Annotated in this window: 19 protein-coding genes; 7 read left to right on the top strand and 12 right to left on the bottom strand. The window is 71.7% G+C overall.

The annotated features are described in order from the left end of the window. Positions 1–232 precede the first annotated feature (232 nt). The 4 genes from GVN67_RS05000 to GVN67_RS04985 all read left to right on the top strand — a co-directional run bounded on the left by GVN67_RS05000 (position 233) and on the right by GVN67_RS04985 (position 3,703). Entirely contained in the window at positions 233–451 is a 219-nt protein-coding gene (locus tag GVN67_RS05000) for a hypothetical protein (protein WP_159993427.1), read from the top strand. A gap of 340 nt (positions 452–791) precedes the next feature. Continuing rightward, positions 792–2,051, top strand: coding sequence for an outer membrane beta-barrel protein (locus GVN67_RS04995; protein ID WP_159993425.1), 1,260 nt, complete (start codon positions 792–794; stop codon positions 2,049–2,051). 202 nt (positions 2,052–2,253) lie between these two features. Further along, positions 2,254–2,841, top strand: a complete 588-nt coding sequence (locus GVN67_RS04990) for a polysaccharide biosynthesis/export family protein (RefSeq protein ID WP_159993423.1) — start codon at positions 2,254–2,256, stop codon at positions 2,839–2,841. Further along, positions 2,825–3,703: a lytic transglycosylase domain-containing protein gene (locus GVN67_RS04985; protein ID WP_159993421.1), complete on the top strand. Its 879-nt coding sequence runs from the start codon at positions 2,825–2,827 to the stop codon at positions 3,701–3,703. Before GVN67_RS04990 ends, GVN67_RS04985 begins: the two co-directional genes overlap by 17 nt. A gap of 116 nt (positions 3,704–3,819) precedes the next feature. Here GVN67_RS04985 and GVN67_RS04980 read toward each other — a convergent pair whose 3' ends face one another. Then, a complete protein-coding gene (locus GVN67_RS04980) occupies positions 3,820–5,982 on the bottom strand; it encodes an AAA family ATPase (RefSeq protein ID WP_159993419.1) in 2,163 nt (720 codons plus the stop codon). Between GVN67_RS04980 and GVN67_RS04975 the strand changes: the two genes are divergently transcribed. From GVN67_RS04975 to GVN67_RS04965, 3 genes are all read left to right on the top strand, one after another. Then, entirely contained in the window at positions 5,969–6,145 is a 177-nt protein-coding gene (locus tag GVN67_RS04975) for a hypothetical protein (protein WP_159993417.1), read from the top strand. The genes GVN67_RS04980 and GVN67_RS04975 overlap by 14 nt on opposite strands. A 211-nt stretch (positions 6,146–6,356) precedes the next feature. Next, the gene (locus GVN67_RS04970; protein ID WP_159993415.1) at positions 6,357–7,637 is read left to right on the top strand and encodes a hypothetical protein; all 1,281 of its coding nucleotides are present in this window, start codon (positions 6,357–6,359) and stop codon (positions 7,635–7,637) included. Beyond that, the gene (locus tag GVN67_RS04965) at positions 7,634–8,557 is read left to right on the top strand and encodes a glycosyl hydrolase (RefSeq protein ID WP_159993413.1); all 924 of its coding nucleotides are present in this window, start codon (positions 7,634–7,636) and stop codon (positions 8,555–8,557) included. Before GVN67_RS04970 ends, GVN67_RS04965 begins: the two co-directional genes overlap by 4 nt. A gap of 62 nt (positions 8,558–8,619) precedes the next feature. Here the strand turns inward: GVN67_RS04965 and GVN67_RS04960 are convergent, their stop codons facing one another. The 11 genes from GVN67_RS04960 to GVN67_RS04910 all read right to left on the bottom strand — a co-directional run bounded on the left by GVN67_RS04960 (position 8,620) and on the right by GVN67_RS04910 (position 21,373). Continuing rightward, entirely contained in the window at positions 8,620–9,297 is a 678-nt protein-coding gene (locus GVN67_RS04960) for a hypothetical protein (protein WP_159993411.1), read from the bottom strand. Continuing rightward, complete coding sequence (locus GVN67_RS04955; RefSeq protein ID WP_159993409.1) at positions 9,294–9,995, bottom strand: phosphoribosyltransferase; 702 nt, start codon at positions 9,993–9,995, stop codon at positions 9,294–9,296. The genes GVN67_RS04960 and GVN67_RS04955 overlap by 4 nt, the downstream gene beginning before the upstream one ends. 25 nt (positions 9,996–10,020) lie before the next feature. Further along, complete coding sequence (locus GVN67_RS04950) at positions 10,021–11,316, bottom strand: hypothetical protein (protein WP_159993407.1); 1,296 nt, start codon at positions 11,314–11,316, stop codon at positions 10,021–10,023. Between the two features lie 48 nt (positions 11,317–11,364). Next, the gene (locus GVN67_RS04945; RefSeq protein WP_159993405.1) at positions 11,365–12,627 is read right to left on the bottom strand and encodes a glycosyltransferase; all 1,263 of its coding nucleotides are present in this window, start codon (positions 12,625–12,627) and stop codon (positions 11,365–11,367) included. Next, positions 12,624–14,330: a GMC oxidoreductase gene (locus tag GVN67_RS04940; RefSeq protein WP_159993403.1), complete on the bottom strand. Its 1,707-nt coding sequence runs from the start codon at positions 14,328–14,330 to the stop codon at positions 12,624–12,626. Before GVN67_RS04940 ends, GVN67_RS04945 begins: the two co-directional genes overlap by 4 nt. Continuing rightward, positions 14,327–15,175: an aldo/keto reductase gene (locus GVN67_RS04935; RefSeq protein ID WP_159993401.1), complete on the bottom strand. Its 849-nt coding sequence runs from the start codon at positions 15,173–15,175 to the stop codon at positions 14,327–14,329. Before GVN67_RS04935 ends, GVN67_RS04940 begins: the two co-directional genes overlap by 4 nt. After that, positions 15,172–16,332, bottom strand: a complete 1,161-nt coding sequence (locus tag GVN67_RS04930; RefSeq protein ID WP_159993399.1) for a glycosyltransferase — start codon at positions 16,330–16,332, stop codon at positions 15,172–15,174. The genes GVN67_RS04935 and GVN67_RS04930 overlap by 4 nt, the downstream gene beginning before the upstream one ends. 222 nt (positions 16,333–16,554) lie before the next feature. Continuing rightward, entirely contained in the window at positions 16,555–17,544 is a 990-nt protein-coding gene (locus GVN67_RS04925; protein WP_159993397.1) for a hypothetical protein, read from the bottom strand. A 21-nt stretch (positions 17,545–17,565) separates the two neighbouring features. Beyond that, the gene (locus GVN67_RS04920) at positions 17,566–17,811 is read right to left on the bottom strand and encodes an acyl carrier protein (RefSeq protein ID WP_159993395.1); all 246 of its coding nucleotides are present in this window, start codon (positions 17,809–17,811) and stop codon (positions 17,566–17,568) included. After that, positions 17,808–19,736, bottom strand: a complete 1,929-nt coding sequence (locus GVN67_RS04915) for an HAD family hydrolase (RefSeq protein ID WP_159993393.1) — start codon at positions 19,734–19,736, stop codon at positions 17,808–17,810. The genes GVN67_RS04920 and GVN67_RS04915 overlap by 4 nt, the downstream gene beginning before the upstream one ends. A 23-nt stretch (positions 19,737–19,759) precedes the next feature. After that, positions 19,760–21,373 carry an MBOAT family protein gene (locus GVN67_RS04910; RefSeq protein WP_159993391.1) on the bottom strand — a complete coding sequence of 538 codons (1,614 nt, stop codon included), beginning with the start codon at positions 21,371–21,373 and terminating at the stop codon, positions 19,760–19,762. Positions 21,374–21,394 lie beyond the last annotated feature (21 nt).

Here is a 21,394-nt window from a genome sequence, read left to right as displayed (position 1 = left end):
CCTTGCTCCCCGGGCTTCTGTCCCGTCGCCTGGCTTTCCGCCGGACCCGTGCCGCCACCTCGCCCGAGACCTTCGCGGGTGTCTTCGCGGGTATCTTCCCTGGCATCTTCCCTGGCATCTTCCCTGGGGCCGTGCCGCATTGCCGGCCCGCAAGCGCTGTGAAATTCTTGCATGCCATGCAGCCTTGCCCCGCGCCGCGCGGTGCGGCGGGGGATGGGACAGGAACCGCCGCGTGCACGATCACGCCCCCTCTCGCCTCACCCGCTGGCTGCGGCCGCGCCGGGACCCGGGACACCGCGCCGATGCGCCCGTCGCGGGCGATGCGGCCGATGATCCTGCCCGCGACGACCGCGTGCGGCCGGGCGGCCGCGGCCCGGCCTTCGGCATCCTGCTCGGCCTCGGCCTCGCGCTGGTCTTCTGGGCCCTGCTCGCGGCCCTCCTGCTGCGCTGACGCTTGCCGCGAATCGCGCGCCGTCCTGGCCGGCGCCGCGCCGGGAAATGCGCCGCGCAACGCCGCCGATGCTGAAAATCGCAAGCTGGCGGAACCGGTCCCTGGTGGATCGGCCGCCGGTGCCGTGCCGGCTTTCGCGCAGGACGCGCAAACCGGCTTTCCTCTGACGCAAATCCGGCACGGCCAGGCGCCGCAAAGCCGGGAAAATCGCAAGATCGGTTTCGTGCCAAGCAAACTGTGCGAAAACAACGAAGAAGTCTGGTCGCAGGCCGAGCTGCGCCGTATCTTTATCGCAATGACGACGCGCAAGCCCCCTCGCCGCCGCCCTCGCCTCCGCTCCATGCCGCAGCGCCTGGCCTGGATCGCAGGCCTTCCCGCCCTGCTGCTCGGCGCCGCCGAGGCCAGTGCCCAATCCTTCACGCCCGAGGCCACGGCGCGCGGCGTCACGGTGATGACCCGGCAGCGGCCGGATTACGACCCGGCCGGCATCCGCGCCGGCGGCTTCCGGCTGGACGCGGCGCTGGAGGCGGGCGCCGGCTACGACAGCAACCTGGTGCCCGGCACCGGCAGCCAGCGATCCGGCGGCTTCGCCGAGGAGGCGCTGAGCCTCGGCGCGCAGACCACCTGGTCGCGCCATGCGCTGGGCCTCTCGGCCAGCCAGATCACCCGGCAGTACTTCCAGGACAGCGACCTGAACTGGAACGACTGGAGCGTCGGGGCGGGCGGCCGCTACGACATCGGCCGCGCCTCCAACATCCGGCTGCGCTACGACCATGTCCGCAGCCATATCGACGTCGACAATTTCGACCTGCAGGACGGCAATACCGGCCGCGTGCCGGTGCCGATCGACACCGACATCGTCCAGCTCGCCGGCACCGCCGCCTTCAACCGCCTCGAGCTCGGCAGCTCGGTCGAGTATCGCCGCATCCGCTACCAGGATGTCACGGTCAACGGCCAGCGCGACACGGTCTCGACCAACGACTACAACACCCTGCTGGGCGAGTTCACCGCGGATTACAGCCTGCTGCCCGGCCGCTCGGTGATCGGGCTGGTGCGGCTGCAGGACATCTCCTACGAGCGCGGCGACCAGAGCGGCCGCGATTCCTTCACCTGGGAGGCGCAGGGCGGCATCCGCTACGACGCCAACGGGCTGGTGCGCGTCCGGCTGCTGGCCGGCTACCGCAACCGCGACTACGAGGAGCCCGGGCGCAAGGCGCTGTCCGGCCCGGCCTTCGAGGGCGAGGTCAGCTATGCCGCCTCGCAGCTGACGACGATCACCGTCACCGCGCAGCGCAGCATCGAGGAATCGATCCGCGAGAGCAGCGTCAGCTACACCCGCACCGCGGCGCGGCTGCGCGTCGACCACGAGCTGCTGCGCAATGTCATCGTCAGCGGCGAGATCCGCGGCGAGCGGCGCAAGTATCCGCAGGATGGCGGCACGGTCAGCGACGGCATCGCGCTGGCCGAGGCCCGCTACCTGATCACCCGCAACCTGGCCCTCGTCGCCACCTACCAGCACACGGAGCGGCTGGAGGCGCCGGAGGGCATCCGCGAATACGGCCGCGACCAGGTGATGCTGCGGCTGCGCATGGCGCTGTAGCGCCGTCCATCGGGCAGCGCGGCCGCAAGGCCCTGCTGCCCGCCATGAGAAGAATTCCCGGGGGGGCGGGTCCGTGCAGGTGCTGCACGGTGCCGGCGGTGCTCGTCCTCCCGGTCGCGGCCAGCGGCCCCCCGCCGCCATGCCGCGATATCCCCCCCCGGGGCGCGCCGCGCGGCGCCTGCCCCAGACGCCAGGAGTGAGCATGCACACCCTCCCCCGCCTCGCGCGCCGCGCCAAGGTCATGGCCGCCGGTATGGCCCTCACCCTGCTCGCCGCCTGCGGCACGCCGGGCGCCGATCTGACGCCGCTGCCGCTGCGCGAGCCCATGGCCTATCAGCTCGGCGTCGGCGACCAGCTGCGCGTCACCGTCTTCAACGACCCGCGGCTGACCGGCGAGTTCCGCATCACCGACACCGGCGCCATCGCCCTGCCGCTGGTCGGCGCCGTCCCGGCGGTCGGCCGCAGCACCACCGAGCTCGAGCGCTCGGTCGAGGCGGCGCTGAAGGCGCGCAACCTGTTCAACGACCCCGCCGTCGCCATCGAGGTCGCCGAGTACCGCCCCGTCTTCGTGCTCGGCATGGTCGAGCGCGGCGGCCAGACGCCCTACCAGCCGGGCATGAGCGTGCTGTCGGCGGTGGCCATCTCCGGCGGCTTCAACTACCGCGCGGTCACCGACCGCGTCTCGATCACCCGCATCGACGCCGACGGCAAGGCGCGGGAATATCTGGGCCAGCGCCAGTCGCTGCTGCTGCCGGGCGACGTGATCAACGTCTATGAGCGCGGGCTGTGAGCCAGGGCGGGCGGCGCGCCGCTACCTGGGTGCCGCCTTCGCCCTGACTCTGGCGGGCGGCACAGCGCTGGCTGGCGGAGCGGCGGCGACGCCGCTGCCCGCCTCGCCGGGCGCGCTGTGCCGCGCCGCCGTGCAGGCGGCCGAGCGCGAGGCCCGGCTGCCGCCACAGCTGCTGGCGGCCATCGCCCTCGTCGAGAGCGGCCGCCCCGATCCGGGCAGCGGCAGCGCCGGCCCCTGGCCCTGGACCATCAATGCCGAGGGCGGCGGCCAGTATTTCGACAACCGGCAGGACGCGGTGACGGCGGTGCGCGATTTGCTGGCGCGCGGCGTGCGGCTGATCGATGTCGGCTGCCTGCAGGTCAACCTGCACCACCACCCCACCGCCTTCGCCAGCCTCGAGGACGCCTTCGACCCGCTGGCCAATGCCCGCTATGCCGCGGGCTTCCTGCGCCGGCTGCAGGCCGCCTCGGGCGACTGGGTGACGGCGGCGGGGCTCTATCATTCCGGCACCGCCGAGCGCGCCGAGGCCTATCGCCTGCGCGTGCTGGCGAACTGGCCGGCCGGCGGCGGGCCGGCGCTCGCCCAGCGCCGCCGGCTGCTGCCGCCGTCCGGCCCGGCGCCGATCGACCCGGCCCAGGCGCGGCGCGACGCGCTGGCCATGGCCTGGCAGGGGCTGCGCGCCGCGCCGCCCGCTGCCTTGCCGCCCGCCGCCTTGCCGCCCGCTGCCTTATCGATCGCCGCCAGCCTGCCGGCGCGCGGTCGGCGGGCGCCGGACATTCCGGCCGGGCTGCGCGAGCGGGAAGCGATGGCCGCCGCCTGGGGCAGCCTGCGCCCGGCGGTGGCGCTGCAGCCGGGCCGATAAGGCCCGCTGAACCGACAGCGAAAACCCCGGGAGCCGCGAGGCTCCCGGGTTTTTTGCTGTCGGGGGTTTTCAAGGCCCGCACCGCCGCGCCATCGGCGCAGCGGTCCTGGGAACAGTCAGTTGGTGGGGGCGGGCAGGCGCGGCAGGGCCCGGCTGCTGCCGCTGCGGGCATAGCCGGCATAGTAGCTCAGCGGATCCAGCTTGCCCGGGCGCACCCGGGTCAGCACCGTGGCGGCGCGGCTGCGCACCTCCTCCGGCAGGCGGCGGATCGCCTCGGCCACCATGTCGGCCGGCGTCCGCTCCCAGGCGACGGCCATCAGCACCACGTCGCATTGCGGCGACAGCAGCACCGCATCGGCCACGCGCATGATCGGCGGGCTGTCCAGGATGACCATCTGGTAGTCGCGGCGGGCGCGCTCCAGCAGGCTGCGGAAGGCCGGCGCCTCCAGCAGCTGCTGCGGGTTGGCAGCGCTCCGGTCGGACAGCAGGCAATGCAGGCCCGAGCGCTCGTCGACATGCACCGCGTCGTCGAGGTCGATATTGCCGGCCAGCACCGCCTCGATGCTGCTGTGCCAGCGGGTATGGCCCAGCGTGTCGGCGATCTTCGGCCGCCGCATGTCGGTCTCCAGCAGCAGCACCTTCATGCCGTCGGCGGCGCAGAGCCGGGCCAGCGCCACGGCCAGCGTCGTCTTGCCGTCGCCGACCGAGGGCGAGGTCACCAGCACGGTGTTGGCCAGGCCGTCGCGGCCGACGCTGCGCAGGTTGAGGCGCAGCGCCCGCAGCGTCTCGGCGATATGCGAATCACCCTTATCCAGCACCAGGTTCGGCATGCCGTTGCGCCGGCCGCTGCCCAGCCGCGGCAGGCTGCCCACGGTCTGCACGCCGGTGATCATGGCGAGCTCGCCCGGGCCGGTGATGGTGCGATGGCGGCCGCTGCGCAGCACGATGACGGCGGCGGCCAGCAGCAGCGCCACCAGCGCGCTGAAGGCGGCGATCACGCCGTTGGAGGGGCCGATCGGCCGGAACGGGGTGGCCGCCGGCGAGATGACGCGGGCCATCGGGAACTGCGCGGTCGACAGCCGGGTCTGCTCGGTGCGCACCATGAAGGTCTGGTAGACCTGACGGCGCGCCTCGGCATCGCGGGTCAGCTGGGCCAGGGTCACCCCGGCCTCGGCGCCGCCCTTGGCGGAGTTGCGCGAGGTCTCCAGCGCGGCCTGCGCGTTCTCGAGGCGGGTACGGGCGGCATCGACATCGCCGCGCAGGGCGCCGCCGACGCGCGACACCTCCGCGCCGATCTCGGCGCGCAGGCCGCGCAGCTCGGCCTCCACCGCCATGCGGTCGGGGTGGCTGGCGCCGAGCTGGCGGGTCAGGGCGGCGGCGCGCTGCACGATCTCCGCCTCGCGCGCCCGCATCGACTGCAGCACCGGCGAGGCCATGGCTTCCGAGGTGGCGCCGCGGCTGCCGGCACGGACCGAATTCTCCAGCGCCGCCATGGCGCGGGTCAGGTCCTGGCGGGCGATGGCGACGCGGGTCTGCTCCTCGGTCAGCTGCACCGTGCTGGTGGTGCCGGCCGAGGTCTCCAGCAGGCCGGAGGCGCGGCGGAAGGCCTGGATGCGCAGGTCGGCCGCCTCCATCTCCTCGCGCAGCGCGGCCAGCCGCTCGGTCAGCCACACATTGGCCTGGCCGGTGGCGTCGCGCTTGGCGGCGATGTCGCTGGCGATGTAGCGCTCCATCAGCGTGTTGACGACGCCGGCGGCGATCAGCGGCGCGCTGGAGACGAAGCGGACGGCGACGACATTGCTGTTGTCGGTGGTGCGGATGTCGAGATGCTGCTGCATCGCCTCGACCTGCAGCTGCGCCGGCGACAGCTCGACCGGCGCCGGCCCGGCGGGGGCGGTCTCGGCGGGCAGGCCGAGGCGGGCGCGGGCCAGCTCGATCCAGCCGCGCGCCGTCTCCATCGCCAGGCGGGGCAGCTGGCCGAGCGGGCCGGCCTCCTCGGCGGGCAGGATGGCGGTGCGGCCGGCGACCTCCTCGGCCAGGCGGCGCGAGCGCAGCACATCGGCCTCGGTGCGGATCCGCTGGTTGGGCGGCGCCTGGGCGGGGACGAACTGGTTCAGCTCCGGGATCGGCGCCTGCGGCGCATCGAAGAGCAGCAGCCCCTCGGCGACATAGCGTCCGGGGGTCGCCTTGGCGGCCAGGAAGCCGAAGGCCCCGGCGGTCACGGCAACCAGCACCAGCAGGAACTTGCGGCGCCAGAACAGCGCCATGATCTCGGTCAACGGCATCTCATTCACCTTGCCTCGCAAAACATCGCGGCTGCCCGGCGCCGGCGCCCCGCAGGTCAAGCGGGTGCGCATGCGGCGCGGCAATCCGCCCCGGGGCAACATACCGGGGCGCGGCGGAGAACAAGAACAATATTATTTCTCGCCACATCACAATTGATCGCGGATTATGGGGCCGAGAACCGGTTATGATTGCGGACATCCCCGGATGTTTTCAGTTCTTATTGAAAAACAGGAAATATTTACAGGAGTTTTTACATGAAGTGTAAAAACCAGAGCAGGCTTTTCCCGGAATGATGCGGCTCTCCCCCCTGCCCGAGGCCCGAATCTCGCCAATCTCGCCAAGGATCCAGCCCCCCCTGGACCGCGCGATGCCCCCTGCCCTGCGCGAGCTCGGTAACTGGTCACCGGCGGCGGCGCTGCCGGCGACGGCGGCGCCGATTCCCGCCGAGGCCAGCCAGCTGGCGCACCGGCTGACGGCGCTGCTGCTGCTGTCGGCCACCGTGCTGCAGAAGGTGGCCGTCCCCGGCACCGGCGGCAGCGAGACGGCGATGCCGATCAGCCTGCTGCTGATGCCGCTGCTGATGCTCTGCGGCATCGGCGCCGGCGTCATGCTGGTCGATGGCCGCCGGCTGGCCGCCTACCTGGTCTTCATGGCCTGCTCGGCGGTCAGCTTCCTGCTGTCGGAAAGCCTGCGGCTGTCGATGACCGGCTGGATCTTCGTCGCCGTCATGCAGGCCTGCTTCGTGTTCCGCTTCGCGCCCGGACGCTTCGACTTCGCCCGCACGCTACGGCTGCTGTCGAACATGGCGGTGGGCTTCTCCGCCATCGGCGTCGCGCAGTTCTGCGCGCAGTTCGTCGTCGGCCGCGAGATGGCCTTCTTCATGGAGCACTACCTGCCGCCCGGCATGCTGATGAGCGGCTACAACTTCATGATCCCGCTGGTCTGGGATTCGCCGATCCTGAAGAGCAACGGCGTGGTCTTCGCCGAGCCCTCCTTCTTCTGCCAGTTCCTGGCGATCGGGCTGATCGGCGAGCTGCTGCGCACGGCGCGCCCCTGGCGGCTGGCGGTGATCGGCCTCGGGCTGATCGCCAGCTATTCCGGCACCGGGCTGATGACGCTGGCGATCTTCCTGCCCTGGTACATCCTCGACCGCCGCCGCTACGACCTGCTGCTGCTGGGCGCGCTGGGCCTGGCGCTGCTGGCCAGCCAGGCCGGCGACGCGCTGCAGCTCTCGGCGATCACCGACCGCACGGCGGAATTCTCCAACCCCAATTCCAGCGCCTTCGGCCGCTTCTTCTCGATCTTCATGGTGCTGCAGGACTATATCCTGACCGACCTGCCGACGCTGCTGTTCGGCCGCGGCCCGGGCTCGGTGATGGAATTCTTCGACCAGCTGCACTACGGCGCCTTCGACCCCACCTGGGGCAAGGTCTTCTACGAATACGGCCTGGTCGGCTTCACCGCGTATTTCACCTTCTTCACCGTGAGCTTCCTGATGGCGCGGCGGGAGATGCGGGTGCCGCTGGCCTTCACCTACCTGTTCCTCGGCGGCTACCTGGTCAATGTCAGCATCATCAGCATGCTGCTGGCCCTCGTCAGCCTGCCGGCGGTGCACCGCGCGGCCCTGGGCCGGGAGCGCAGCGCATGACCCGCGCCAACCGGCTGTTCCTCGCCGAGCAGGGCCTGGCCACCCGGCTGCGCGGGCTCGCGGTCTTCGCGCCCTATGTCGCCGGCGGCGGCCGGCTCGGCGAGTATGAACGCTGGCTCGGGCGGCCGGTGCGCGGCGTCGTCGACAATGCCGACGAGACCCGCGGCTGGGAGGAGATGGTGCGCAGCGCCACCTTCCTGGCGCGCAGCTATGCCGGCAAGGCGGCGCATCCGATCATCGGCATCCCGATGCTGGTGGCCGGCGAGCGCGGCAGCCTGGCGCGCGGCGCCGCCGGCGACTACGACCCCTGGATGCACCGCGTCGCCCAGGCGCTGGTGCAGAACGGCCTGGGCGACTGCACGCTGCGGCTGGGCTGGGAGTTCAACGGCAACTGGATGCCCTGGTTCGCCGGCGACGACCCGCGCGCCTTCCAGCGCTACTGGCGGCGCAGCGTCGACCTGTTCCGCCACCATTCGGCGAAGTTCAGCTTCGACTGGTGCCCGACGCTGGGCCACAAGGACATGGTGACCGAGGCGGCCTGGCCCGGCGCCGACTTCGTCGATGTCATCGGCGCCGATGTCTACAACGAGTGGTGGAACCCGCGCTCGCGCGACGACCTCGATGCGCGCTGGCACGACGAATATCTCTGGGCCCGCTTCGGGCTGCAATGGCACATGGGCTTCGCCCGCGACACCGGCAAGAAGATCTCCTTCCCGGAATGGGGCACCCGGCCGGCCGCGGCGCATGGCGGGCATGGCGGCGGCGACGATCCGCATTTCATCATGCGCATGGCCGCCTGGTTCGACGCCGCCGAGGACATGCTGGCCTATCACGGCTATTTCGAGCGGATCGACGTGGCGCTGGCGGGCGGCGCCTATCCGCAAAGCGCCGCCACCTTCAGGCGCCTGTTCGGCGCCTGACGTCCTTCTGGTTCCAGCCCCCCGGCGGGTTCTAGCGCCGCCGGTTCTAGCCCCCGGCGGTTCTAGCCTACCGGCAGCGAGCGGAAGGGGTGGCGCATCAGCCGGCCGATGCGCCGCGCGGCATTGAAGACATGCCGCCCCTGCTGCTTGGTGTGCAGCCCGGTGCGCTGCCAGTCGCCCAGCGGCAGCTCCAGCGGCGACAGCGTCACCAGCGGCCCGCGCCGCTCGCCACGGCGCCAGCGCGCCACCTCCTCCAGCGCCGCCGCCATGTCGAAGCTGACCAGGCTGCGGCCGTCGCGGCCGATGGCGGACGGCGCCAGCAGCGCCAGGCCCAGCCCGTGCGACAGCAGGTCGCGCAGATTGTCGATGCGGTCGTCGATGAAGGCGGCATGCTCGCGCGGCACGCCGAAGCGCTCCTCCGCCAGCGGCAGCACCCAGCTCTTGCGCAGCCCGTGGCGGATCAGCCCGAGCGGGCCGCCATGCTTCAGCCCGGCGCGGAACAGCTCCTCCGCCGCCAGCAGCCCGGCCAGGCGGTCGGGATCGACGCCCGCCGCCTCCAGGATGCGCCGCGCCTCGGCGCCGGAGCGATGCGTCAGCACCGCCACCTGGCCGGGCAGCGCCTGCAGCAGCGGCGCCAGCTCGGCATGCAGCCGCAGGATCTCCTGCCGCGGCAGCACCGGCGCGCCGGTCTCGAAGACCACGACCCCATCGAGATCGAGGAAAAGCAGGGCACGGGTCATGTCCAGAGCTCCAGGCCACGGGCGCGCAGCCAGGCCTCATAGGCGGTCAGGTGCGGGCTGCTGCTCGACCAGGGATAGAAATGCACGTCGCGGTGCAGATAGACCTCCGGCACCACGCCATGCGCCGGGTCGATCGCCTTGGCGTCGTCCGACCAGCAGATGACGCCGGTGGTGACGCTGGCGGCGCCGGCCGCGTGCAGCCGGTCCAGCACATAGCGCAGCGAGCCGCCGCTGACGATGCAATCGTCGATCAGCACGACATGCTGGCCGGCCACCGGCACCTCGAAGGAATTCTCCGACTTCTCCAGCTTGTTGTAGCGACGCTGGAACCAGTACCAGAACAGCCCGATCGGGCCCCAGCTCAGCAGGCTGGAGGGCACCGGCACCAGCTTGCGGATCGCCTGCAGCCGCTGGATCCAGCGGCTGCCCTGGCGGCGCACCTTGACCATGTGGAAGGGCAGGCCGAGCACGTCGGCCACCACCTGGGTCGGCAGCAGCGCGCCATTGGCCAGCCCCACGATCAGGTCGTAGCGGGTGCCGCGCGCGGCGAGCTCCGCGGCCAGGTGGCGCGACAGCTGCTCGGCCTCGGCCAGGGTGATGTTGCGCTTGGGCTGCGGCGTGGCGTAGCGGCGATGGGTCGCCGCATCGGCGGCGGCCATCGCATCGCCCGCGGGCAGCACGGCGGATGGCAGGGTCATGACCGGAACTCCTTCGGAGCGGGGTTCAAGCCGGCTGCGCCGCCGGCGACGCGGCACGCAGCCCGCGCATCACCTTCAGCATCAGCAGGAAGTAGGAGGTCGCCTGGCCGGCATAGAGCAGCACATAGCCGGTGACGAAGATGTCGATGCTCCAGCCGGAGATGCCGGAGATCGCCGCGAAGACCAGCATGGCGGCGAGCGCCGTGGAGGCGCGCCGCGCCAGCGGCCGCAGCTCGCCGATGCCGGCCAGCACCGCGCCGCTGACCGCCTTCAGCATCATGAAGAACAGCATGAAGCAGATCGCCAGCTGCATCTGCGCCGAGACGATGTCCGGATGGCCGAGCAGCGTGCCGAAGATCTCGTCGCCCCAGACATAGATCAGCGTCGCCGCGACCAGGCAGGGCCCGGCGCAGAGCAGGAAGGACAGCCCCATCAGCCGCGCCAGGCCGTTGGTGTCGCCGGCATGATAGGTGCGCGTCTGGTGCGGCAGCAGCGTCTCGGTCACCGTGAAGAAGGCGGTGCCGCCGAAGCGGGTGACCTTGTAGAACATGTCGAAGGCGATCAGCGCCGTGGCGCCGGCCTTCGCCGCCAGCAGCGCGTAGTACGGGAAGATGTAGATCAGGAAGTCGGACAGCGACAGGCTGGCGGAGCCCGCGATCTCCCGCCCGTCCTCGCGCAGCACCTGCCAGCCGCGGCGGATGCTGGTGCCGGTGAACAGGCCGAAGCGGCGCTGCGCCAGCCGCGCCAGCACCAGCAGCGCTGCGATCCACAGCAGCAGGAAGCCGATGGTGTAGTCCAGCAGCGGCAGCCCATAGGCCAAAGCCGCCGTCAGCAGCAGCAGCAGCGCCCGCCGGCCGCAGTCGATCGCCTCGGTGATGACGTACTGGTCGTGCGCGTTGGAGGCGATGCGCAGCACCATCCAGGGCAGCGGCAGCACCGAGCCGCCGAAGAACAGGATGATGGCCAGGCCATGCGTGACCGGGCCGAGCTGCCAGATCTCCAGCACCAGGGTGAAGACCAGCGTCGCCAGCAGCGCCGCCAGCGAATAGCCGATCAGCGCGGTGACCGCGGCGCTGCGCAGGTCGGCCGCGTCGCCCTTGGTCGGGTCGACGAAATTCTGCCGCATCCGCCCGAACAGCCGCACCGAGATGCCGAGATCCGCCTGCAGCACCAGCGAGGCGAAGGCGATCACCGCGGCCAGAAAGGCGTAGTCCTGCAGCCCGATCTGCCGCACCAGCGTGTAGGTGAGGAGAAAGCTCCAGACCGTCGCCAGCACCGTGCTGCCGATGCGCAGCCCGAAGAACAGCAGTGATCGGCGCATCCAGTTCTCTTTCGCTCAGGTGGTGGTGAAGAAGGTCCGGCGCTGGCGTCATGCGGCGCCGCGCCCGGGCTGCGCGGCGCGATGGGCGAGCAGCGCGTCGCGCAGCGCCTGGCCGCGTTCGCGCCAGTCGAAGGCATGCTCGGCCGCGGTGAAGGCGCCGCGCTGCAGCGCGTCCAGCCGCGGCGCGTCGTCGATGGCGCCCAGCACCTGGCGCAGCAGCCCGTCCAGCCCCGGCGCCAGCAGCATCTGCTGCCGCACCGCCTGCGGCAGGCCGCTGGCGCAGACCTCCAGCGCGGCGACGGGGACGCGGTTGAAGATGTATTCCAGCAGCTTCATCTTGAAGCCGCCGCCGATCGGCTCGGCGACGACGGCCAGCCGCGCCGAGGCGAGGTAGGGCGCCGGATCGTCGACGAAGCCGGTGAACTCGGCCGCGCGGTATTTCTTCGACAGCTCCTGCCGCAGGTCGTCGGGCATGTCGCCGACGACGCGGATGGCGATGCCGGCCTTGGCCAGGACGGGATCGGCCTGGTCGAGGAAGATGCGCAGGTTGGCCTGCTTGGCCGACCAGCGGTAGGAGCCGAACAGCACCACCGCGCGCGGCCGCGCCTCGCCCGGCGGCCGGCCCTCGAGCCGCGCCCCGTCATAGCCGGGCAGCAGCGGCAGGATCCAGCGCCCCGGCGCCTGCGCCGCGAACAGATCGGCATCTGCCCGGGTGATGGTGGTGACGACATCGGAGCGGCGGCTGATCCAGCGCTCGAAGCGCGTGGTCTTCAGGTGGTTCTGCAGCAGCGCCAGCCGCTTCGGCAGTTTTTCCCCACGGTCCTGCCACTGCATCTTGGTCACGCTTTCCTCGTGGTCATGCGTGACGAAGACGACCTGCGGCTTGCCCGCCATCAGCCCGGCATGCCGCAGCACCCAGCCCATGCCGTACTGGTCGACGACGATGGCATCCCAGGGCCCCTCCGCCGCCAGGCTGTCCAGCGCGGCGCGATAGGCTGCCGTGGCGTGCCGCGCCGCGACCAGCGGCATCGCGCTGGCAACTGACAGAAACTTGTTGCGCTGGGGCCCCGGGACGATGTGCCAGGTGATGCCGGGCACCGGCGGCGGCGGCGCCTCGCCGCCCAGGCCCACGAAGGTCAGGTCGACGCCGGCGCCGGCGAAGGCCTCGGCCAGCTTGGCGCTGTAGATGCGGTCGCCGGCGGTGGCCGGGAACGGCATGCCGCGCGCCAGCCACAGGCAGCGCAGCGGCGGCGCCTTGGCGGGCTCCGCGGCCACGCGGGCGATGGGGGGCAGCTCCTGCTGCTGGATCATGCCGCAGCCTCCGTCAGGCCCTGCCGGGCGGGCTCGGCTGCCGTCGCGCGCAGATGCGCGGCCAGGCGAAGCGCCAGCGCCACCACCGTCAGGGTCGGGTTGGCATGGCCGCAGCTCGGGAAGACCGAAGCGCTGGCCACGAAAAGATTGGGCGCACCATGCACCGCGCAATCGGCATCGACCACGCCCTGCTGCGGCGAGGCCGCCATGCGCGTGGTGCCGATGTGATGGCCGCCGACCGGGGTGGAGGCGGCGACCGCCTGTTCCAGCGTGGCGTCGTCGAGCTCCAGCGTGGCGCAGCCGGATTGCGCGAAGGCGCCGCGGATCAGCCGCAGGCTGCGCGTCAGGCTGTCGATGTCGGCGCGCTTCAGCCGCCAGTCGACCGACAGCCGCGGCATGCCGTGGGCATCGAGGCGGTCGGTCAGCGTCACGCGGTTGTCGGCATCGGGCACCTGCTCGGCATTGATGTCGAGCGGATAGGCGCCGGCGCGGCTGGGCATGACGACGAAGGGCAGCTTGCGGCTGGCGAGGATGCGGCGGCGCAGCCAGTCCTGGCTGAAATGCGCGAGGCCCGGCGCGTCGCGCAGCAGATTGCCCAGGTGCCGCGCCCAGAAGCCGGCATCGCGCGTCATGCGGCCGCGCTCGGCACGCTCCACCGCGGCCAGCTTGCGGCGGTATTCCGGAATGATCAGGTCCTTCACCAGATACATCGCCGACAGCACGCCGCTGCCATGCGACGGATCGGCGATCAGCGGGTAGTGCAGGCGGAAGATGGTGTTCATCAGCCCCTCGCGCCGCTGCGCCTCGGGGGCCACGGCGAAGCGGCGGCGGACATAGATGCCCTCGGCCGTCGTCTCGAAATGCAGCGCGACCGGACGCTTCACCGGGTTCATCCGCAGCAGGCCGAGCGTGTTCTCGACATGGCACATGTAGAAGCGGCCAAGCGCGCCGCCCTCATTGCCCAACCCGCCACGCCGCGAGGCGTCAGAGGCCATCAGCAGCCGCGGCACTTCCAGCCCGCCGCCGGCCAGCACATAGCGCCGCGCGCGGATGGTGAAGCGGCGGCCGGGCAGCGAGGCGGCCTCGAGGCTTTCCACCGGCCCCTGCGGCGCGACCAGACGCAACGCCTGGGCATGCAGCAGCAGCTGCACGTCGCGGTCGGCGGCCAGCCGGTCATGCGCGGCACGGCCGAAATCGGTCGGCCGGCTGAAGCGTTCCACCCCATCGGCCAGGATATCGGGATGGGCGAAGCCGGCGATGCTGGGCGGGGCGGCGTCGCCCAGCGCCTCGGCCACCGTCGGGCCCCAGGAGCCGGCCTCGCAGGCCGCCAGCGCCGCCGGGTAATGCTGCTGCAGGTCGCGCCAGCCGATCGGCCAGCCGCTGTTCTCGACCCAGGCGCGGCGCTCCAGATCGATCGGATCCAACGGCACGCAGCGCCCGCCCCAGATCGCCGTGGCGCCGCCAAGGACGCGGCGGCGGTAGAGATCGGGCGTCGGATGCGGCGAGCCCTCGGCCACCTCGCCCTGCAGCCCGTCCTGCGCCGCGGCCTCGAACCGGCGGCCGCCGGCTTCCAGCAGGATGACCGACAGGCCGGAGCCCTGCAGCGCCTGGGCGATGGTCAGGCCGGCGGCGCCGCCGCCGACGATGCACAGATCGGCCTGCAGCACCTGGCCCGGCGGCAATTCGCGCGCGTCGATGATCATGCGGCTCTCCCGGCGGCGTGCTGCAAGGCCTCGTCCAGATGCGGGATCGAGGTGGTGCCGACCAGCGCGGTCGCACCCGGCCAGGCCAGGGCGGCGGCGATGGCGGCCTGGCGATGGCCGACGCCGGAGGGCTGGCCGGCGAAGATCTCGCGCAGCAGCAGATGCCCGCCGCGCGCGGTGAAGGCGGCGATCTCCGGCCGCAGCTCTGCCGCGACCGTCAAGGGGATCTGCAACCCCGCCATTCCGGCCAGGCGCAGCGCGGCGCGGCCGGCGGCGGCATCGTCGACCGAGATGCCCCAGCCGCCGAGCTTGCCAGCCTGGCGCTGGGCTTCCAGCAAGCCGACCGCCTCGCCCGTCTCGATCGCCGCGGCGTCGGGGCTGTGCAGCAGGAACAGATCGATGCGGTCGGTGCGCAGCCGCCGCAGGCTGCCCTCGATGGAGCGCTGCAGATGCGCGGCCGAATAATCCCGCGGCAACGAGGCCGCGCGGCGCGACGCGATGCCGCGCTTCAGCCCCGGCAGCGCGCGCGCCAGCATCCCCAGCGGCCGCTTGACCAGCGTCACCGCGCGCTGCGCCGCGGTGAAGCGCTGGCCGGCCTTGGTGACGATGGTGACGCGGTCGCGGTCGGCGCCGAGCGCGGCACCGATCAGCCGCTCGCTCTCGCCCTGGCCGTAGATATCGGCGGTGTCGAACAGGGTGACGCCCTGGGCCAGCGCGTGGCGCAGCAGGTGCCGCGCCTCCTCGCCGCGCGCGCCGCCCAGCGTCGAGCCGAGGCGCGAGCAACCGAGCCCGATCCTGCTGCCGGCGATGGGCGCGCTGTGGCGGGGGGCGAGCGTCGCGCTCATGGCCGCGCCCGCGCCGTGGCGCCGCCACGGATCGATTGCGCCGGCGACCAGGTCTGGAAACGTTCTCCCTTCAGCGAGCGCAGGATGCCGAGCGCCGTGGCGCAGAAGGCCAGCCAGACTTCCCAGATCTTCTGCGCCGGGCCGATGCGCAGCGCGATGGCGGCGCCAGCGCCGGCCAGGCCCAGCGCGGCAGCACCCAGCACCAGCCAGGCCGGCAGCGCCTGCAAAGCGGCGCCGAGGAAGCAGAGCGCGGCCAGGATCAGCAGCGGCGCCACCAGCCAGCGCAGCAGCTTGTGCGAGACATAGCCGTAGAGCGGCAGCGCCGGCAGCTTCTTCAATCGCGGCCACAGCAGGCGGTGCACGTTGAAGGCCTGGCAGGAGATCCTGACCTTCCGGCGGAACTCTTCCTTCCGATCGACGACGGATTCCTCATGCGCGATCACGTCGGGCGCGCGGATAACGCGGTGCCCGTCGCAGAGGATGCTGAGCGAGACGAAGAAGTCGTCGATGATGTCGTCCGGCACTGGCGGGTTCAGCGCGCGCCGCACCGCGAAGAGCGAGCCGTCGGCGCCGATCACCATGCCGTGGTCGGATTCGGCCTGCTTGATCCGCTCCTCCAGGCTCCAATAGGCCGAGTTCACCGTGCTGGTGTCGGAGACCACCTGGTTGCCGTAGAGCAGGTTGCCGCAGACGCAGCCCACGCGCGGATCGGCGAAGTGCCGGCGCAGCGCGTTCAGCGCCTGGGGGTCGATCATCACATTGGCATCGGTGAAGACCAGCAGGTCGCCCCGCGCCATGCCGGACAGCTTGCGCATGCCATGGCTCTTGCCATGCCGCTCCGGCGCCGCGACCACGGTGATGCGGTCGGCGAAGGGCGCCAGCAGCGCCGCGGTGCGGTCGGTCTGGCCATCGACATAGACCAGCAGCTGGACATCGCCCGGCGTCGCCGCCTGCAGCGCGATCAGGTTGCGCGCCTTGGCCTCGATCACCGCTTCCTCGTTATAGGCGCACATGCAGACGGTGATGCTGGGCAGCGCGCCGTCGGATGGCGGCAGGACAGGCGGCGGCGGACGGCGCAGCAGCCGCAGCGACAGCGGATAGGTCGTGAAGGGATGCAGCGCCAGCCCGGTCAGCAGGGCTCCTGTCAGCAGCAGCATTGCGCCTTACCTCCTCGTGGCCGCGGCGATCCGCCGGGCCAGCATGCGATGACGATGGATCGGGTCAACCGCGCGCGGACGATGCCGCGGGCGGGATGGGCGATGGCGTGGCGGCCGCGGCCCCGAGCGCCCCGGCGCGCGACGACAACCCGTCGTCAGGCGCCGCGTGCCAGGGCTGGCCCAGCGTGGCGGCGGACCAGAGCAGCATGCCGGACCACCACCTCACAGCCGGCTGGCCCCGACCAGCGAGGCCGCCGCCGCGGGCGGCGCCACGCCGAACTGGAAGTGCCGCGCCAGCGCCGCGCTATAGGGCGCGACCGCCGACCAGTGCAGATGGATGGCGTCGTAGAAAGCGGCCTCGCTGACCACGCGGGCGCCGTCGCCGTCCCAGTACTCGCCGCCCGAGGCGGCCAGCACCTGGCGCACCCGCGCGCCGAAGCCGTCCTGCATGACGTTGGACGGGTCGTATTGCCGCTTCCAGGCCGGGTGCATCGGCGTCGAGGCCACCATCAGCCGCCGCCCGCTGCGGCGCATCTCGCGGGCGAAGCGGTCGAGGGCGTCGAAGCAGGCCTGGTCGAGATGCCGCACCGGGCCGTAGAGCAGCGTGTCGCGCACGCCGTCATTCTCCATCGGGCCGCTGGCGTAGCGGTCGAAGACCAGCGGATCCATCACCGCGCCGCCCTGGCGCTTGGCGCCGACCGTCAGCGCGTTGCGCAGCAGCGCGGCGGGGGCGAAATACTTGATGTAGTAGGGCCAGGGCGAGCTGCCGCCATAGACGAAGGCGTCGGCATCCGCGGCATCGAAGACCGCGGTGCGCATCCGTCCGCAATTCTCGAAGTCATGCGGGCTGGCGATCAGCAGCACTTCGCGCACGCTGTCGTTGTGGCCGAGCAGCCAGTCGGCGGCATAGGTGCTCTGGTTGATGGTCAGCCCGCAGAAGGCGCCGTTCAGCGGCTGCGCCTGCGGCGTCTCGTTGCGCACCACGTCGCCGTCGAAATGCCGCCAGGCGATGGAGGAGCCGATCACCAGCAGGTTCGCAGCCTGCGGCGGCCGGTCGCGCAGATGCGCCAGCTTCTCGTCGACGCAGATCGAGTTGGCGAAGCCCGGCGGCGGCAGGTGGCCGGTCGCGCCGAGGCCGAAGAGGGCCAGGTAGAACAGCGCGAAGCTGCCCCCCAGGCTGCCGAGCAGCGCGATGAAATAGCGTCTCGGCACAGGTTTCTGCTCGGGCATGGCTCAGGCCCCGACCTTGCCCTGGATCAGCTTCGCGAAGTCGCCGACATTGTGCAGCGTGTCGAGCTCGGCCGTGCGGAAGCGGATCGAGAAATGCATCTCCGCCGCGACGATCAGGCTGACATGCGCGGCGCTGTCCCAGCCCTCGACGTCATGCGCCGTGGTGGTGGCGTCCACGGTGATGGCGTCATCGTCGAAGACGTCGCGGAAGATCTGGTTGATCTGGCTGTAGAGCTGGACTTCGTTCATGGCGTCAGCACCTGCTCGCGCTGGGTTTCGATGGCGATGGCGTGGGGGGGCAGCGGCGCCGCGCCGAGGACGTAGCGCCAGAAGCGGGCCTCCGGCGCCGCGCCGGGCGGCGGGTCGCAGGGCGCGAAGCCGAGCTTGGCGTAATGCGCCTCGACCATGCCGTTGCGGCCGGAGGGGATGTATTCGCCGAGGAGCGCGCGGTAGCCGCGCTCGGTCGCCGCCTCGGCGAGGACGGCGAGCGTCGCCTCCTCCACCTGGCGGCCGAGCACGCGGCAGCTCATCAGCCAGGTGTCGATGCGCAGCGCATCCGCATCCGGCTTCGCCAGGATGACGGCGATCAGCCCGTTGTCGCCGAAGCGGTCGCGCAGCCGCAGCGCCAGCGCCAGGCTGCGCGGATCGGTGCTGAGCGCGCCGACCGCGGCCTCCGAGGTGCGGCGCGTGGTCAGGTTGAACTGGTTGGTCTTGTTGACCAGCTGCACGCTGCGCGGCAGCTCGGCCGGGCCGATCTCGCGCGCCTGCAGCACCATGGCCAGGCTCTGCAGATAGCCCTCCATGTCGGTGGCTTCCTCCAGCGCCGCGCGCCGCTCCTCGTTGGCGACATAGTCGCGGCCGCGGGCGGCGTCGTCGGCGGTGAAGGCGATGGTCTCGAAGTAGCCGGCGCTGGCCAGGCAGGCGGCGTAGTTGGCGGCATCTTCCGGCAGCTCGGGCACCGCGACCTCGGGCAGCTCGCGGCGGATGATGTCGCGCTCGGCCGGGTTGTCGTCGAGGAAGACCAGGCTGTCGATGCCGATGTTCAGCCGCTGCGCGATCTGCCGCAGGTTCTTGGCCTTGTCCTGCCAGTTCGCCACGAAGCAGGCGATATCGCTCCGCTTCAGCGCCATCTCGGGATGCTCGGCGAAGGCCGCCTCGGCGACCGCCATGTCGTTCTTGCTGCAGACGGCCAGGATGACGCCGCGCTGGCCCAGCGCCGCGGCATAGCGCTGCACCGACAGGAAGGCTTCGCCGGTCGCGCTGCCCTGGCCGAGCTTGATGCCGGCGATGCCGTCATCGCCGATCACCCCGCCCCACAGCGTGTTGTCGAGGTCGAGCACCAGGCATTTCTTCGACTGCCCCGCCGCGGCCGCCGCGATGCGGGCGACCAGGTCGCCATAGAGCGGCGCCAGCGCATGGCTGACCAGCTGCTTGGCCTGGTGCCAGCGCACGGCATCGCCCAGCCCCTGGCCCTGGCCGAGGCGCGCGGCCTCCCAGGCGAGGTCGAGCAGCAGCACGCCCTCCTCCCGCGCCGCGGCGCGCAGCGCGGTGTTCAGCCGCTCCACCACCGACCAGGGCGCGGCGGGCACCAGCGCCTCGAAGCTGCCGAACAGCGGCGGGTCCAGCGGCACCAGCGTCTGCTGCACCACCTGCGCGGCGAAGCGCTGCCGCGCGCGGCGCCACAGCCGGCGCAGCTCGTCGACGCGGGTGGCGACGGCGGCGTTCACCACCTCCTCCGACGCCGTCAACGGCAGTTCCAGCGGCGCGTCGCGCGCATCGAGGGCCAGCAGCACCATCTGCGGCGAGAAAGCCGCCAGCGCCGCATCCTCGCCCATCAGCGACTGGCGGTACTGGCCATAGGCCGTGGTGTGCACCGCCAGCGCCAGGCGCCGCGCCAGCCCCGCGACCCGCATCGCCGGCAGCAGGTGGTCCACCGTGTGCGAGGCCAGCACCGCGACGCGGTAGGGCACCAGCCCCGCCGATTTCGGCGCTGCCCCCTCGGCGATGGCGCGCTGCGCCAGGCGGTCGATGCGGCCCGTGGCCGCGAAGTCGCGGCGGAAGCCCGACAGCCGCGCGGCGGTGGCCAGCAGCGCCGCCGGGTTCTCCTCGGCGCGCGCGGCCGCGAGCGCGGCCCCGAGATCCGGGTGGGGGGGAAGCCAGGCGAGCTGGTCCATGGGCATGTCCGATCCGATGACGGTCAGAACTGGAAGTAGAGGAATTCGGTGGGCGCGGCGGAGAGCGCCCGGGCCAGGGCGTAGAAGCCGACCATGCCGACCACCACGCCGACCGCCGCGTTCGGCCGCCAGCTCAGCCAGGGCATGCGCTGCTCCATCCAGCTCGACCAGGGCTTCCAGCCCAGCGCCGTGCGCGCGGCGCGCAGCCATTGCTGGCTGTTCGGCAGGGTCCAGCAGAAGGCCAGCAGGGCCGCGATCTGCAGCGCCGTGGTGGGGCGGAAGAAGTCGGGCTGCGCCACATTGACGCCGAGGGCGGCGATGACACCGGCCAGCACCGGCAGCTCGGCCAGGACGGGCGGGAATTCGAAGCCGTGCAGCCCCGCCATGCCGGCCAGCATGGCCAGCGCCGAGGTCAGATCCGTCGAGCGGAAGAAGACGGCGCCGACGACGACGCACAGGAAGGTGGTCAGCACGGCGACGCCGCGCTTGAAGGGGTTGCTGCTGTCCAGCGGCATGCCGCGGCTCGCCTTGAAGGCGCGCCAGCCATGCGCGACGACCAGGTAGAAGGCGTGCAGCGCGCCGAACGCCACGAACTGCCAGCCGGCGCCATGCCAGACGCCGGAGATCAGCAGCGTCGCGATGGTCGGCCAGGCGACCAGGTGCAGGAAGGCGCCGGGCGACATCTTGCCGCGCTTGGGCAGCGGCTTGCCGGCGGCGACCCGCGCCCGCGTCGCCCGCAGCACCATCGGCGTGTAGAGGTAGCTGGTCAGGAAGCGCGTCAGCGTCATGTGCCAGCGCGACCAGTACTGGATGATGTTCTGCGCCTTGTAGGGGCTGTCGAAATTGGCCGGCAGGCTGATCCCGAACAGCAGGCCGAGGCCGATCGCCATGTCGCTGTAGCCGGAGAAATCGAAATACAGCTGCAGCGTGTAGGACAGCGCGCCGGTCCAGGCATCGAGCATCGCCAGGCTGACGCCATCGGCGGCGGCGGCGAAGACCGGGGCGGCCTCGGCGCCCATCGGGTCGGCCAGCACCACCTTCTTGAACAGCCCCATCAGGAACAGCGTGGCGCCCACCGCCATGGCGTCGATGCGCGGGCGGAAGCCGTCGCGGCTTTCGAACTGCTCCAGCATCTCCTTGTGATGGGTGATCGGGCCGGCGATCAGATGCGGGAAGAAGGTGATGAACAGGCAGTAGTTGGAAAAGTCGTGCTCGCCCACCGCGCCGTCATGCGCGTCGCTCAGATAGGCGATCTGCTGGAAGGTGTAGAAGGAGATGGCCAGCGGCAGCACGATCTGCGGCGCCACCCAGCCGGCGCCGGTGACCTGGTCGGCCACCTGCACCAGGAAGCCGGTGTATTTGAAATAGCCCAGCAGCAGCACGTTGGCGGCGATGCCGGCGATCAGCAGCGCCCGCGTCGGATGCCGGCGCAGCAGCCCGCCCAGCCAGAAGTTGGCGGTCATGCTGGCCAGCAGCAGCGGCACATAGATCGGGTTCCACCAGCCGTAGAAGACCAGCGAGGCCGCCGTCAGCCACAGCCCGGCCAGGCGGCGATGGCCGCCGCCGGCCAGCAGCACGAAGCCCAGCAGCACGACGGGCAGGAAGCCGAGGATGAAGCCGGCTGAGTTGAACAGCATGGGGGGGGTCTGTCCGGGGGG

Origin of the sequence: Roseomonas sp. 18066 (assembly GCF_902706185.1) — a bacterium.
Taxonomy (GTDB): Bacteria; Pseudomonadota; Alphaproteobacteria; order Acetobacterales; family Acetobacteraceae; genus Pseudoroseomonas.
This window is presented reverse-complemented; position numbering and strand designations above follow the sequence as displayed.

Excerpts from the sequence above, each read along its gene's own strand:
- GVN67_RS04975 (WP_159993417.1), top strand. The coding sequence starts at position 5,969 with ATGATCTCGGTCAACGGCATCTCATTCACCTTGCCTCGCAAAACATCG.
- GVN67_RS04910 (WP_159993391.1), bottom strand. The coding sequence starts at position 21,373 with ATGCTGTTCAACTCAGCCGGCTTCATCCTCGGCTTCCTGCCCGTCGTG.
- GVN67_RS04995 (WP_159993425.1), top strand. The coding sequence starts at position 792 with ATGCCGCAGCGCCTGGCCTGGATCGCAGGCCTTCCCGCCCTGCTGCTC.
- GVN67_RS04940 (WP_159993403.1), bottom strand. The coding sequence starts at position 14,330 with ATGATCATCGACGCGCGCGAATTGCCGCCGGGCCAGGTGCTGCAGGCC.
- GVN67_RS04945 (WP_159993405.1), bottom strand. The coding sequence starts at position 12,627 with ATGATCCAGCAGCAGGAGCTGCCCCCCATCGCCCGCGTGGCCGCGGAG.
- GVN67_RS04920 (WP_159993395.1), bottom strand. The coding sequence starts at position 17,811 with ATGAACGAAGTCCAGCTCTACAGCCAGATCAACCAGATCTTCCGCGAC.
- GVN67_RS04915 (WP_159993393.1), bottom strand. The coding sequence starts at position 19,736 with ATGGACCAGCTCGCCTGGCTTCCCCCCCACCCGGATCTCGGGGCCGCG.
- GVN67_RS04960 (WP_159993411.1), bottom strand. The coding sequence starts at position 9,297 with ATGACCCGTGCCCTGCTTTTCCTCGATCTCGATGGGGTCGTGGTCTTC.
- GVN67_RS04930 (WP_159993399.1), bottom strand. The coding sequence starts at position 16,332 with ATGCTGCTGCTGACAGGAGCCCTGCTGACCGGGCTGGCGCTGCATCCC.
- GVN67_RS04985 (WP_159993421.1), top strand. The coding sequence starts at position 2,825 with ATGAGCGCGGGCTGTGAGCCAGGGCGGGCGGCGCGCCGCTACCTGGGT.
- GVN67_RS04935 (WP_159993401.1), bottom strand. The coding sequence starts at position 15,175 with ATGAGCGCGACGCTCGCCCCCCGCCACAGCGCGCCCATCGCCGGCAGC.
- GVN67_RS04950 (WP_159993407.1), bottom strand. The coding sequence starts at position 11,316 with ATGCGCCGATCACTGCTGTTCTTCGGGCTGCGCATCGGCAGCACGGTG.
- GVN67_RS04990 (WP_159993423.1), top strand. The coding sequence starts at position 2,254 with ATGCACACCCTCCCCCGCCTCGCGCGCCGCGCCAAGGTCATGGCCGCC.
- GVN67_RS04965 (WP_159993413.1), top strand. The coding sequence starts at position 7,634 with ATGACCCGCGCCAACCGGCTGTTCCTCGCCGAGCAGGGCCTGGCCACC.
- GVN67_RS04955 (WP_159993409.1), bottom strand. The coding sequence starts at position 9,995 with ATGACCCTGCCATCCGCCGTGCTGCCCGCGGGCGATGCGATGGCCGCC.
- GVN67_RS04970 (WP_159993415.1), top strand. The coding sequence starts at position 6,357 with ATGCCCCCTGCCCTGCGCGAGCTCGGTAACTGGTCACCGGCGGCGGCG.